Origin of the sequence: Stenotrophomonas sp. SAM-B (genome assembly GCF_013387485.1) — a bacterium.
Lineage (GTDB): Bacteria > Pseudomonadota > Gammaproteobacteria > Xanthomonadales > Xanthomonadaceae > Stenotrophomonas > Stenotrophomonas maltophilia_AA.
This window is the reverse complement of sequence record NZ_JABBXB010000002.1, coordinates 294,787-307,443: the sequence shown is the minus strand read 5'-3', so window position 1 is coordinate 307,443 and position 12,657 is coordinate 294,787. Positions and strand designations below refer to the sequence as shown.

General features: G+C 67.9%; 11 protein-coding genes. 7 read left to right on the top strand and 4 right to left on the bottom strand.

Going from position 1 to position 12,657, the window contains the following annotated elements:
* Nucleotides 1-113: 113 nt before the first annotated feature.
* Both HH110_RS05655 and HH110_RS05650 read left to right on the top strand, forming a co-directional pair.
* Nucleotides 114-506 (top strand): OsmC family protein, encoded by a 393-nt coding sequence (locus HH110_RS05655; protein ID WP_176988749.1) that lies wholly within the window; start codon nucleotides 114-116, stop codon nucleotides 504-506.
* 156 nt (nucleotides 507-662) lie between these two features.
* The gene (locus HH110_RS05650; RefSeq protein ID WP_176988748.1) at nucleotides 663-1,244 is read left to right on the top strand and encodes a fasciclin domain-containing protein; all 582 of its coding nucleotides are present in this window, start codon (nucleotides 663-665) and stop codon (nucleotides 1,242-1,244) included.
* Nucleotides 1,245-1,441: 197 nt separating this feature from the next.
* On the opposite strand, the gene HH110_RS05645 is transcribed toward HH110_RS05650, so the two are convergent.
* The 4 genes from HH110_RS05645 to HH110_RS05630 form a co-directional block, all read right to left on the bottom strand.
* The gene (locus HH110_RS05645) at nucleotides 1,442-2,287 is read right to left on the bottom strand and encodes an OmpA family protein (protein WP_176988747.1); all 846 of its coding nucleotides are present in this window, start codon (nucleotides 2,285-2,287) and stop codon (nucleotides 1,442-1,444) included.
* A 78-nt stretch (nucleotides 2,288-2,365) separates the two neighbouring features.
* Nucleotides 2,366-6,892 carry a YadA-like family protein gene (locus HH110_RS05640; protein ID WP_176988746.1) on the bottom strand — a complete coding sequence of 1,509 codons (4,527 nt, stop codon included), beginning with the start codon at nucleotides 6,890-6,892 and terminating at the stop codon, nucleotides 2,366-2,368.
* Between the two features lie 215 nt (nucleotides 6,893-7,107).
* Nucleotides 7,108-8,097 (bottom strand): AraC family transcriptional regulator, encoded by a 990-nt coding sequence (locus tag HH110_RS05635; RefSeq protein ID WP_176988745.1) that lies wholly within the window; start codon nucleotides 8,095-8,097, stop codon nucleotides 7,108-7,110.
* A gap of 374 nt (nucleotides 8,098-8,471) precedes the next feature.
* Complete coding sequence (locus tag HH110_RS05630; RefSeq protein ID WP_176988744.1) at nucleotides 8,472-8,636, bottom strand: hypothetical protein; 165 nt, start codon at nucleotides 8,634-8,636, stop codon at nucleotides 8,472-8,474.
* A gap of 252 nt (nucleotides 8,637-8,888) precedes the next feature.
* Here HH110_RS05630 and HH110_RS05625 point away from each other — a divergent pair, with 252 nt between their 5' ends.
* From HH110_RS05625 to HH110_RS05605, 5 genes are all read left to right on the top strand, one after another.
* On the top strand, nucleotides 8,889-9,080 hold the full coding sequence (locus HH110_RS05625; RefSeq protein ID WP_176988743.1) for a Flp family type IVb pilin: 192 nt from the start codon (nucleotides 8,889-8,891) through the stop codon (nucleotides 9,078-9,080).
* 98 nt (nucleotides 9,081-9,178) lie between these two features.
* On the top strand, nucleotides 9,179-9,724 hold the full coding sequence (locus HH110_RS05620) for a prepilin peptidase (RefSeq protein WP_176988742.1): 546 nt from the start codon (nucleotides 9,179-9,181) through the stop codon (nucleotides 9,722-9,724).
* Nucleotides 9,721-10,209 (top strand): pilus assembly protein, encoded by a 489-nt coding sequence (locus tag HH110_RS05615; protein WP_176988741.1) that lies wholly within the window; start codon nucleotides 9,721-9,723, stop codon nucleotides 10,207-10,209. Before HH110_RS05620 ends, HH110_RS05615 begins: the two co-directional genes overlap by 4 nt.
* Before the next feature lie 19 nt (nucleotides 10,210-10,228).
* Entirely contained in the window at nucleotides 10,229-11,266 is a 1,038-nt protein-coding gene (cpaB, locus tag HH110_RS05610) for a Flp pilus assembly protein CpaB (protein WP_176988740.1), read from the top strand.
* 19 nt (nucleotides 11,267-11,285) lie between these two features.
* Nucleotides 11,286-12,653, top strand: coding sequence for a type II and III secretion system protein family protein (locus HH110_RS05605; RefSeq protein ID WP_176988739.1), 1,368 nt, complete (start codon nucleotides 11,286-11,288; stop codon nucleotides 12,651-12,653).
* The last annotated feature ends 4 nt before the right edge of the window (nucleotides 12,654-12,657 follow it).

Here is a 12,657-nt window from a genome sequence, read left to right as displayed (position 1 = left end):
CGTGGAAGGCCGCGCGGGTCGCCCCGGATCGCAGGGTGCTCCAGAGCGCGACCGTACGCTGTCCCGCGGCCCATGCCATCCTGCGCCGATCTCCACCCCCGAAGGCGCAGCAGATGGCACAGGTCCAGATCGTTTCCGATGGCGTGAACTACCGCCACCACATCCGCAGCGGCGAGCACGCGCTGGTGGCCGACGAACCGGTGAGCCTGGGCGGCCAGGCGGCAGGCATGGCCCCCTTCGATCTCTACCTCGCCTCGCTTGCGGCCTGCACGGCCATCACCCTGCGCATGTATGCGGAGAAGAAGGGCTGGGACCTGGGCGAGTTCCGTGCCGAGCTGTCTTCCTCCCGCGACGCGGACGGCCGCTTGCAGGTCCACCGCGTACTGCATGCCTCCGGGGTGTTGACCGAGGCGCACTGGGCGCGCCTGCTCGAGGTCGTCGAGAAGACGCCGGTCACCCTGGTCATGCGTGAGGGAGCCACGATCACCAGCGAACAGGGCCCCTGACCGTGTGGCCGCCCCGTGGTTTCATCGCGTGGTGCAGACGCCGCTTTCACCTGCTCCTGACAGTTGAAAAAAGAAAGCCTCCGCTGCATCCGCCACGACACTCCCGCCGTAGCTGAAGGTGCGTCACACCGGCGCATCCATTTGGGAGTTTTGGTCATGAAGATCCAGTTCGCAGGCCTCGTACTGATCGGTTGTCTTGCCGCCACCGCGTCCCCGCTCGTCTTCGCGCAGGCCCCGGCCGCGCCGATGGCGGCGCACAGCAATCCGATGGTCGGCGGTGCGGCGATGTATGCCAACAAGGACATCATCGACAACGCCGTCAATTCCAAGGACCACACCACGCTGGTTGCCGCGGTCAAGGCCACCGGCCTGGTCGACACGCTCAAGGGTGCAGGCCCGTTCACCGTGTTCGCACCGACCAACGCCGCGTTCGCGGCCCTGCCGAAGGGCACCGTGGAAGGGCTGCTGAAGCCTGAAAAGAAGGCGGACCTGACCAGGATCCTGACCTATCACGTCGTTCCGGGTGCGGTCACTGCCACCGACCTGATGGCGAAGATCAAGCAGGGTGGCGGTAAGGCCAGCCTCACCACGGTCGAGGGCGAAGCGCTGACCGCCCGCGTCGTTGGCAAGGGCATCACCCTGACCGACAGCAAGGGCCAGGTCGCCCACGTCACCATCGCCGATGTGAAGCAGAGCAACGGCGTGATCCACGTGATCGACAAAGTGCTGATGCCGTAACCGGAAACGGCGGCTGCAGATCGCCTGCAGCCGCCCCGGAGCGGGAGGAAGATGACCTAGCGCGCCGTCTTCAGGACGATGACGGGGGAGACATCACGCTGTGCGGACGACGCGCCAGGTCAAGACGGTCCCTCGCCGGCGCATGCGTGCGCCGGCCGGGTATGCACACGGGGAAGGAGGACGCGGTCCGCCGGCGCTCAGCGCGGCAGTGCCTTGCCGGACAGCTCGACGCGTCGGTTCGGCGCCAGACAGACGATCAGCGCGTTGCGCTGCGCCTGCTCGCACTGCACCAGCGGGTCGGCCTTGCCCCGCCCTTCGGCGACGATCGCCGCCGCCGGTACGCCGCCGGCCACCAGCGCGTCGCGCACGGCCTCGGCACGCCGTTGCGACAGCACCAGGTTGTAGCGGTCGCTGCCGATCCGGTCGGTGTAGCCGATCACCTGGATGGTCTGCACCCGGCTGGCATCGCGCACCTGCTGCAGCAAGGTCTCCACGTTGCGGCGTCCTTCGGGCGTGAGCACAGCACTGTCGAACGCGAACATCGCATCCGCCGCCAGCCGCAGCGGCTCGCTCGGCATCGGCGCGGGCGCCGGTGGCGTGGGTGGGCGCGGTGGATCGAGCACGGCGGCGCAGGCCTGCGGCTTCCAGTGCGCTGCCTGGGCAATGCCCTTGCCATCGAAATCGACTTTGAACTGACAGGTGAAGTAATCCCCACCCGGACTACTGCGGAAATTGAACAGGTAGTTCCATTCGCGCACGCCCCACATGCCCTCGCCGAAATGTGGGGTGCCCAGCAGAGCGTACAGCTGGCGTTTGCTCATGCCACGGGCGAACAGGCGCAGGTTGTCGACGTCCACGAACAGTCCTTCCTTCAGGCTGGCCCTGGCTGGATCCGGGAAGCTCACCGCCTCGGCGTCGACGGCGGTATCAGGCGGTGTGGCGCGTTGCTCGCCGTGGCTGGCGCAGGCGCCGAGCAGCAGGGCTGCCAGGCTCAGGCCCAGTGACCGCAGCAGCGGACCCTGGGAAATGGATGCGGGCTGCATGTGCATGGTGTTCCCCCTGTAAACGTTGAATGCGGACCGTGGGGCCCGGTGCCGGCGGCGCGCCGGCACCGGACGCGGTCACCACTGGATGCCGGCACCTACCGCGACACCACCATCGCCGCGGCTGTTGGTCGAACCGCTGAACTTGTAGATCCAGCGGCCGCCTTCGGAGACCCCCGAAATGCCCACCGCCACGCCGGATTCGCCGTTGAAGCTGCCTGCGGCGAGCGAGGCCATGCTGCGGCCGGCTTCATAGGGCTGCGGCAGGGCGGCCACCGCCATGGCCGAGGCGACGCCGGCCGAGGCGCGGTTGTCGGTCTTCTGCAGATTGCGGTCGAACGAGTCCATGCGCTCGTCGGTGTACGCCTTGGACCAGTCCAGGGTCTGGGCCATGCCGCTGCGCAGCTGGTCCACGTTGACGGCATCGGTACCTGCGGTGCCGGGGGCGACGTTGCGCACCGTGGTCGGACCACTGGCGGTACTGCCGAGTGTCACGCTGTTGAGGTTGGTGGTGCCGTTGACGTTGGTGTCGTAACGGATCGTGCCCTGCTGGGACGCCTGCAGCTGGCGAACGTTGACCGCGTCGGTGGCTTCGCTGCCGTCGGCGACGTTGGCGACCTGCCGTTCCGCGCCACTGCTGCCCACCGAGACCGTGTTGGCCCGGTTGGCCACCGAACCGGCGCCCAGCGCGACGCTGTTGCTGCCCTGTGCGCTGGCTCCGTTGCCCAGTGCGGTCGCGTTGCTGCCTGCGGCGGCAGCCCCGGCACCGCCTGCCACTGCGTTGTCGCCGGTCGCGGCCGGCGCCGCCAGGTTCTGCGTGTTGTTGACCTGGAACATCCCGGAGGTGCCGTTGTTGATGTTGTTGATCTGCGTGTCGGTGTAGGCCTTGGACTCGGTGATCGCGTAGTTCACACCGTTCTGCAGCTGGCCGACATTGACCGCGTCATAGCGCTCCGACCCATCGGCTACGTGGGTGACCTTGCGCTCGGCACCTGTGCTGCCGACGGCCACCTCGCCCACCGAGTTGCTGGCACCGGCCTGGCCGTAGGCACCGGTATACCCGGCCTGTGCGCCCACACTGGCCACCGAGCCGGCACCGAGGGCGACGCTGTTGTCCGCGCTGGCGCTGGCGCCATCGCCGATCGCCGCGCTGCCGCTGCCCGCCGCACTCGCCAGCGGCCCGATCGCGATGCTGTCGGCACCGCCCGCGGTGGCCGCGCCCTTGGTCGAGTTGACCTGCACGTACTGGCTGTTGCCGCCCGGCTGGATCTGGTCGATCCGGGTATTGAGGTTGGTCAGCGAGGTATCCACCGCCGAGAAGGCCACGGTGACGTCGCTGTAGTCGTTGGCGATGACGCTGCCATCGGTGGCGATCGAGGAGATGCGGAAGGTCGGCGCGGTCCAGATGCCGGTGTTGCCATCGAAGTTGGTGGTGCCGCCGAAGTACCCGACCAGGGCCGCGTTGGTCTGGAACAGCTGGTTGCCGTTGACCGCATCCAGGCTGCCGGCCAGCACGCGTCCGTCGGCCAGGTTGGTCAGTGCCACCGCCGCGCCGCTGGCATCGCCGGCCAGGGTGATGGTGTTGGTCGCGTTGCCACTGGCATCGGCGTCGTACTTCACGGCCAGGCGGTCCACGGTGTCGGTCTGGTCGGCGACGTTGGCCAACGAGGTGCTCACGGCGTCGAAGGCGCTGCCGACGTTGTCATAGCTGCCGGCGGTGACCTGGCCATCGCTGGCCACGTTGTTGATCGTGTAGGTCGGGGCGGTGACCAGACCGTTGGCGTCCAGCGCTGCACCACCGCCCAGATGCGTGGCCACGGCCTGATTGGCATTGAACAGCTGGGCGCCGTTGATCGCTTCGTTGCTGGTGGCAGTGACACTGCCGGCAGCGACGTTGCTGAGGGTGGTCGCACCGGTCCCGTTGCCCAGCGTGGCGCTGGCGTAGTTCACGCTGCCATCGGGGTTGAGGTCGTAGCGCAGCGCGCCCTGCTCGGAGGCGTCCAGCTGGGCCACGTTGACGGCATCGGTCGCCTGGGTGCCGGCGGCGACATTGACCACCTGGCGTTCGGCACCGGCCGCGCCGACCGACACCGTACCCTCGCGATCGGCCACGGCACCGGCGCCCACGGCAATGCTGTTGGCGGCCGTGGCCGAGGCCCCGGTGCCGACAGCGATGCTGTCCAATCCGGTTGCGGCGGCCTCGGCGCCGGTCGAGTTGATCTTCAGGTAGCGGCTGCCGACGCCATTGCGGATGTCGGTGATCTGCGTGTTGAGGTTGACCAGCGAGCCATCCACCGCGGAGAACGCGTCGCTGGCGTTGTCGTACACCCCCTGCGCGACAGCGCCACCGCTGGAGATCGTGGAGATCTGGAAGCTGGGTGCGGTCCACGCACCGGTGGCGGGATCGTAGGCGGTGACACCGCCGAAGTAGTCGACGATCGCGCTGTTGGTATCGAACAGCTGGGCGCCATTGACCGCCTCGGTGCTGCCCGCGTCGACCGCGCCGTTGGCCAGGTTGGCGATCGTGGTGGTGCCGGTGCCGCCGCCGAGGGTGACGCGGCGGTAGTCCGCACCGCCAGCCCCGTCGTCGTCGTAGGTCACCGCCAGCGTGCCGACCGCATCGATCTGCGAGATCGCGCCCTGCAGCTGGGCCACGTTGACCGCATCGGTGGCGGCACTGCCGGCAGCCACGTTGCTGATCTGGCGCTCGCCGCCGGCGAAGCCGACCGAGACTTCACCAGCCGATACCTGCGCGGCGGTCAAGCCATACGCGCTGTAGCTGGCCTGCGCACCGCGGTTGGCCGCCGAGCGGTAGCCCAGCGCCACGCTGTTGGCCTGGTTGGAGGTCGCCTCCGAGCCGAGAATGGTCTGCCCGTTGGCAGTGCCCGTCGCACTGTCGCCGACCACCACGGAGTGGCCCATGCGCGCTGCGTAATCGGCCGTCGGCACGCCCGTCGGATCGGTCGGGTCGTTGACCCCTGCGCCCGGGAACGCCAGGTTGGCGTCCTGCTGCGGCAGCTCGTGGCGTGCGTTCGCACCGATTACCACTTCCCTGGACCCATTGGCATAGGCGCCATCACCCACCAGCACCTGGTAGTCCTGCGCGGCATTGACCGCCCAGCAGTCCACGCTGGCCACCAGCAGATTGACGCACTGGTTCGACCATGCCGGCGAACCGTCCGGCAGCACCAGCCCGAGCAGGCCGTTGGGGTCGCCGTTGTTGATGTTGTAGATGTAGCTGTCGGAGGTGACGCCACCGATCAGGGTCAGGTGCGAGCTGCCGCCGGTGCTTGCCCCGCCCAGCCCATCCAGCAGCGTACCGACCGGGGTCAGGTTGACCACCGGCAGGCCGAGCACGTTGGTGACCGAATAGGTCTGCATGACGTTGGCGCTGCTGACTTTCAGGTTGCCGTTGCGGACATAGCCGTCGCCGCCCAGCAGCCCCTGCGCGGTCGGGCCGACCAGCTGCGAGAGCGAGCCGACCAGGCCGCCGGTGCCGATGACCAGACCGGCGTTGGGATCGGCCGGGGCCGGCCCCTTCGGGCTGCCCGGCGGCAGCGCGGTCGGCGCCGGGAAGACGGTGCCCAGGATCGGCGTGGTGATCGCACCGACCGCGCCCAGCACCGGCGTGGTGATGGCACCCACGGTAGTGCCGACGCCGTCGAGCAGGCCGCCGACCGCCCCGCCGACACCGTTCAACACTCCGCCCAGCGCGTTGCCCAGACCATTCGGCGCCAGCGCCATCGAGCTGGTCTGCACGGCACTGACGCCGGCGTCCACGAGCTTGGGATTGCGGTCGGCCGGATCGACCACGTGGCCGAGCGCATCCACGCGCACACCACCAGCGACATTGCTGGCCAGCGATGCCTGCACGGCATCCGGCGCGTCGGGCGTCACCGTGGCGTCAGCGATCAGCGCCGCCCTGGCCTCCACCTCGGCCGCCGCCAGGCGTGCCTGTGCCGCCGCATCGACATTGGCCTCCAGTGCGGCCTTCCGTGGTGACGGCGTCGCCGCGACCGCCACGCTCGCCTTCGCCTCGGCCTTGACCGGCACCCGCACCGTCGCTGCCGTCGGCGCAACCGAGGCGACCGCATCGATGTCGGTATTGGCATTCAACCCGGCACCGTTACCCGTGCCTGCCGCGATGCCCAGATCGGCCAGGGCCGCCACCTGGGCGCCCGGTGCAGCAACGCGCCTGGGCAGGTCCGCGTTCGCCTGCGCAGCGGCGTGCACCTGCAGCGCCGGCCGGTTGGCCGTGGGGGTACCGAGGTTGAGGTTGACCTTGGCATCCACGCTCAGCAGGGGCGCCGTGCCACGATCACGTGCCGCCGCTGCCAGTGCCACTTCCGCATCGAGCTTCACCGGCAGTGGCGCGGTGTACTTTGCAGTCAGTGCCTGCAGGTCGGTGAGCGTCTGGTTCTCACCGGCCCATGCACTGCCCGTGCACAGCGCCAGCGAGAGACCCAGCGACAGCACCGACATCGGCACCTTCAGATGCACCACGACCGGACCGGCGGCCAGGCTGCCACGCGCGGTGGCGATTTCGGAGACGACCACCAAGGCATTCAGCCGGTGGCTCCACACCAATCGAAAAATACGGTTCATCAGGTATTCCCCCGTGTACGAATGCGTTGAACATCACCGGTGCCTGACGGCACGTGGATGTCATTACAGTCGAGGGGTCAAACCGCGAGCACTTTATTCCGGCAGCACAAACGTGCGTTCCGGCAAGACGACGGGTAAAACCGGCAGGGTGATGGGCAATTTCGGCAGGTTGCCGAATATGTGCACGGCCGGCGTGTGGATACTCTTTTGAATGCTCAGGCCGGGCTGCCCATCTGCGCGGGCGCGCGCATCAGTGTGTCGCGTGGCAGCTCGCCGAACACGCGCCGATAATTATCGGCAAAGCGCGACAGGTCCCACAGTCCGCAACTGAGCGCGATCGCCTTGACCGATTTGCGGCTGGAATCGGCCATCGACAACCCGCGGCATGCGGCGCACAGGCGCAGCATCGAGAGATAGCGGTTGGGCGAGGTGCCGAACAGGTCTTCGAAGGCATATCGCAGCGCGCGCTCGCTGACACCGGCCGCGTCGCAGATTTCATTCATGTAGATATAGCGACGCAGATTGAGCCGCATGAAGTTCTCGGCGCGCTGGGCGATCAGATAATGCGTACGCCGGCCCCGGCTGCAGGTCGGGTGGTCGTCGCTGCCGGCGCCCAACAGGGCCTGGATGTGGTCATGCAGCAGGGTATCCACGGCATCGGCCGCCAAGGCGCCGCCCTGCCCGGCCAGCGCGGCATGCACATCGGCATAGCGTTGCATCAAGCGCGCCGCGCCGCCGGCCGCGCCAACGTGGAACAGGGACAGCGCCTGGCCCGAAGGCAGTGTGTTGCGCAGGCTGAGTTCGGTCAGTTTGCGCTGCACCCGCTGCATCGGCGCGAGCAGCAGGGTGAGGTGGGTGCCGGCGCTGAGCGTGAACTCGCTGATGCCTTCGGGCAGAACGGTCAACGCCATCCCCGCCGCGAGCGGCATGCCGTGGCACCAGCTCACATTCTCGTCAGTGGCGTGGATCAGACCCAGCAGGCACCAGTCCTGCGGCAGCATGAAACGGCCGCGGAAATGGAACCCGCTCACGGCCGTGCAGAACAATGCCTCGTCGTGCACCTGCGATTCAATGGCGGCCCGCGGGCCGTTGCCATCCAGCAGCACCATTTCCAGGTCGCAGACACGCAACACACCACTGAGCGACGCCAGGTCGAATGCCCTTAGCCCGCTCTCGATCCGGTTATCCACCACACCATCTACCATGACAGTGATGCCCCCTTTGGCCTGGACCCCCGGTGCCTCGCCACATGGCCACCGGGTGCGCACTCCTTCGATTCCTGCTGCGCATTCTGTTACGGCCAACCTGCCGCGGCGATTCCTCCTGCCCGCCCATCCAGATCATCCGGCGATTCCCGCTAAATGATTCAGCAGATGCCTTGCCGCTCTGCGCGCGTGATTCGATGCGCATTTTTGGCAAGTATGCCCGAACTGGACGCCAGGTAAACAGAATCACAATCGCCATCACAAATATGGCCGACACCCGTGAAACCCAGCGTTTGTGCGCGTCCGCACACCGTCAAATAGTTGACATCACGCTGTACTCACATAATCTCCACCCGCACTTCACTTTGGCGCCATTACATCAGGTTCATACAGCGCAGCAGCAGCTGGCCGGTTTTCCCTAAAGTTGAATCCGGGTCTGCCGATTTTGTGTATTGGATACCGCGCGATTCGTCGAGCATCCCGATCAGGACGCCCGGACATACCGACGCGGTGATACTGCAACACAGGGGGAACGCCATGGACAGCAACCTTCATCTTCAGTGCCTTCATTGCCACAGCCGCGTGCCGGCAGCAGTGACGCACTGTCCAGCGCGATCTGCCGCCAATGACGTCGCCCGGGCACTGCCCGGCCGATAGCGCAGGCCTGTAAAGGGCCGCACTGCGCAGGATGCGCGGTCGAGATGGACGTCCTGGCGGAGCCAGGCAACACCATCGGTACCAGGGGTTGTATCCGCCCGTTCGGGCTCTGATTGGGAAAGGGAGAAACCGTCATGAATGCATCCGTTCGCAAGTTCCTCGTGGAAGAAGATGGCGTGACCGCGCTCGAGTACGGCCTGCTGGCCGCCGTGATCGCGGGCATCCTGGTGGTCGTGGGTAAAACGCAGATCGAAGGGTTCTTCACCGAGCTCTTCAAGAAACTCGGTGAAGTCGTCGAGGACGCCACCGGGAAAGCGTCGGCCTGATCGTCTGATGTGACTGCCCGCGCTGTCGCCCGGCTCTCCCCGTGGCGACGGCATGGCGCGGACGTGTTGAGGCACGACCGATTCGGGGGACATAACGCATGGAACTCCTTCCCCTGGTGGCATTGCTGCTGGGCGTACAGGTCGCCATCCATGACCTGTACGCCCGACGGGTGTCCAATCGTGGGTTGATGCTGGCCACCGGCCTGGCACTGGTGGCGCTGGCCTGGCAGTGGTTGATGGCGGGCCGTGGCTTTCCGGGCACGCACCTGCTGGGCTTCGCACTGGGATTGCTGTCGCTGCTGCCGTTCTATGCCATCGGCTGGATGGGCGCCGGTGACGTCAAGTATTTTGCGGTGCTCGGCCTGCTGCTCGGCGCCGCACCGCTGCTGCCGATCTGGATCATCGCCAGCCTGCTCGCCGGGGCACATGCGATGTGCGTGATCGTCGCGCGGCGCATTGGACCTGTCTTCTTCCACGACGCACTGTCCACCGGCTCCAGCGGTCCGGTCTCGCGCAGGGTGCAGCCGGTGATCGCGCAGTGGCGTCATGCACGCCAAGGCCGGGTCGGAATCCCGTACGCGGCGTACCTGGCCTTCGCCAGCCTGTGGTGGGTGCTGCAGCAGCACGTCGGCGGTGCCGCATGACGATTGCCCATCCGCACCGCCGTCCTGCCCGGCCCCAACGCGGCATCGCCACGCTGGAATTCGCCTTGATGCTGCTGTTCGGCCTGTTGCCGCTGTTGCTGGTCACGTACTCCGGCGTGATGATCATGGCCGTGCAGCAGACGCTCTCGGCGGCCTCGGCCGAGGGCGCACGGGCCGCCTTCCGCCATGCCACGCCGACCGAACGCCGTACTGCCGCCTGCCTGGCGGCGCGCCGCTCCATGCAGTGGCTGCTCACTTATGCCAAACAGGCCCCCGACTGCGCTGCGGCTGCCGCCCCGCCGATCACCGTCTCCACGCCCGCGCCGTGCGCCGACCTGCCGGCCGCGCAGTGCATCCGGGTGGAAGTGAGCTACGACTACAGCGCCTACCCGTTCCTGCCCGGCACCGGCCGCGTCTATGGCTGGGTGATGCCCAAGCCACTGCGCAGCACCGCCGTCGCCCAGCTCGACCTCGGCGGCAACTGATGACACTCCGGAGAACAGCATGCTCAAGTTGACCCGCATCGCCGCGATCCTGTTGATCGGCCTGGCGGTGATCCTCGCGATCGTCGCCTTCGGCGTAAGCCGTCGCGCCAGCCAGACGCCCCCCGGGACGCCGGCGACGGCGAACGCACCGGCACAACCGACGACCTGGCCGGTGGTCGAGGCGGTCGGCGCGTTGCCGGCCGGACGCCCGATCACGGCCGAGGACCTGCGCGTCACGGGGCATCCTCAACGCCCCACTGGCGCCTACACCTCGATCGACGCGCTGGTCGGCGCGGTGCCGACCCAGGACATCCCGGCCGGCAGCCAGATCCAGACGACACAGATCGCACAGGGCTTTTCGTTGCGCCTGAACCCCGGCGAGCGTGCGCTCGCCGTACCGGTGGACGAACTGGTCGCCGCCGGCAACCGCATCCAGCCCGGCGATTTCGTCGACGTCTTCCTCAACCTGCGCGCCTCCGGTGGGTTGCGCGATGACGGCGATGCACAGACCCGGCTGCTGCTGTCGCGCCTGCGCGTGCTCAGCTATGGCGCGCATGACGTACAGAGCGTGGCCACGGTGCCGGCCGATGGCAGCGAGCCGCCGCCCGCCGACAGCCGCGCACAGGACATCACCGGCGGGAGCAGTTCGGCGGGCGGCTCCCGCAGCGAGGGCAGCACGGCCCCGGCACGCAGCGCGGTGCTGGCCGTGCCGGTCGCCGAAGCGAACCGACTGCTGCTCGGCGCCCAGCAGGGCAAGCTGTTCCTGGCGCTGCGCAACCCGGCCGACATCGGGCTGCCGGACCAGGCGCTGTTCCCGACGCCCAACCGCGTGCTCAGCCCGCGCCGAGAGCTCTCCGCCGACGAGCGCCTGGCCCTGCAGCGCCCGGAGAACGACGCCTATGCCGGCATCGACACCGATGCATTGGCCGGCCGGGGACGCAGTACGGCCGCCGCACTGCCGCTACCGAGCAGCGCCCCCCGCCGCGCCACGCCGCGCGCGGACCGCGGCATCGAAATCATCCGTGGCGACATTTCCTCCCATAGCGGGTCGCGCTAAACCCATGCCGAGACAGCCCATGACCGAACGCCCCACCCTCGCGCGCCGTCTCTCCCACGTTTTGCCACGCTGCCTGCTGGTCGGCGTGCTGATCGGCAGCCCGCTGCTGGCCAGCGCCGAGGCAGAGCTGGTGCTGCAGACGCGCGAACAGCGGCCGTGGTCACTGCCGGCCAACCTGGAGCGTGTGGCCATCGCCGATCCCAGCGTGGCCGACGTGGTGATGCTGCGCGGCCGTGAGGCACTGCTGGTCGGCAAGGCGCCGGGCAGCACCACGTTGCTGTTGTGGCGCAACGGCAGCCGCGAGCCGGAGCGTCTACAGGTCGAGGTGCGAAGCGCGGTGCAGGGCGCCGTCAGCGCGCAGGGTGGCGGCACCGGCCTGATCGTGCAGGACGGCCAGGGCCTGCTGCAGGGCCTGAGCCCGTCGCTGCTGGAGCACCAGAGCAGCGTGAAAGCCGCCGCGATGGCGGTGGGCAAGGACGGCCAGCTCGCCGACATCTCCACCATCGCCAGCGGTGGCGTGGTCCAGGTCGAGGTGAAGATCGTCGAGTTCAACAAGTCGGTGCTGCGCCAGATCGGCATGAGCTTCGGCAACAAGAACTTCAACGGCAACAACGGTTTCTACTACGGCATCACCCGCCCGGGTTCCATCCTGCCGGGCCTGTTGCCCGCCGGCGAATCGGCCGGCCCCGACGACGTCATCATCACCAACCCGCTCTCGTCCGCATTCGGGTTGGTGTTCAAATCCCTCACCCATGGGTGGGATGCGAACATCGACCTGCTGCAGAGCAACGGCATGGCCCGGGTGCTGGCCGAGCCGACCCTGGTCGCGCTTTCCGGGCAGAGCGCGAGCTTCCTGGCCGGTGGCGAGCTGCCGATCCTCGAGCCGCAGGGCCTGGGCACCACCACGGTGACGTTCAAGCCGTTCGGCATCGGCCTGACCGTGACCCCGACCGTGCTCGGCCCGAACCGCATCGCGCTGAAGGTCGCCCCGGAAGCAAGCGATCTCAACTATGCCGCCGGCATCACCTACAACGATGTGCAGGTGCCATCGATCACCACGCGCCGCGCGGACACCACGGTCGAGCTGGGCGACGGCGAAACCTTCGTGATCGGCGGGCTGGTCAGCAACAACGTCACCTCCAACGTGGACAAGGTGCCGCTGCTCGGCGATCTGCCGATCATCGGCTCGTTCTTCCGCACCCTGAATTACAAGAAGGAAGAGAAGGAGCTGGTCATCATCGTGACGCCACGGCTGGTGCAGCCCCTGGCCCAGGGCACCGAAGTGCCGCTGCCGGGCCAGCGCGAGGCATCGCCGAACCTGCCGGTCTGGGGGGCCTGGCTGCTGAGCCCGGCGTCTTCGGACCAGCTGCCCGGATTCTCGCGCTGAGCCC

Excerpts from the sequence above, each read along its gene's own strand:
- HH110_RS05655 (WP_176988749.1), top strand. The coding sequence starts at position 114 with ATGGCACAGGTCCAGATCGTTTCCGATGGCGTGAACTACCGCCACCAC.
- HH110_RS05650 (WP_176988748.1), top strand. The coding sequence starts at position 663 with ATGAAGATCCAGTTCGCAGGCCTCGTACTGATCGGTTGTCTTGCCGCC.
- HH110_RS05645 (WP_176988747.1), bottom strand. The coding sequence starts at position 2,287 with ATGCAGCCCGCATCCATTTCCCAGGGTCCGCTGCTGCGGTCACTGGGC.
- HH110_RS05640 (WP_176988746.1), bottom strand. The coding sequence starts at position 6,892 with ATGAACCGTATTTTTCGATTGGTGTGGAGCCACCGGCTGAATGCCTTG.
- HH110_RS05635 (WP_176988745.1), bottom strand. The coding sequence starts at position 8,097 with ATGGTAGATGGTGTGGTGGATAACCGGATCGAGAGCGGGCTAAGGGCA.
- HH110_RS05630 (WP_176988744.1), bottom strand. The coding sequence starts at position 8,636 with ATGGCGTTCCCCCTGTGTTGCAGTATCACCGCGTCGGTATGTCCGGGC.
- HH110_RS05625 (WP_176988743.1), top strand. The coding sequence starts at position 8,889 with ATGAATGCATCCGTTCGCAAGTTCCTCGTGGAAGAAGATGGCGTGACC.
- HH110_RS05620 (WP_176988742.1), top strand. The coding sequence starts at position 9,179 with ATGGAACTCCTTCCCCTGGTGGCATTGCTGCTGGGCGTACAGGTCGCC.
- HH110_RS05615 (WP_176988741.1), top strand. The coding sequence starts at position 9,721 with ATGACGATTGCCCATCCGCACCGCCGTCCTGCCCGGCCCCAACGCGGC.
- cpaB (WP_176988740.1), top strand. The coding sequence starts at position 10,229 with ATGCTCAAGTTGACCCGCATCGCCGCGATCCTGTTGATCGGCCTGGCG.
- HH110_RS05605 (WP_176988739.1), top strand. The coding sequence starts at position 11,286 with ATGACCGAACGCCCCACCCTCGCGCGCCGTCTCTCCCACGTTTTGCCA.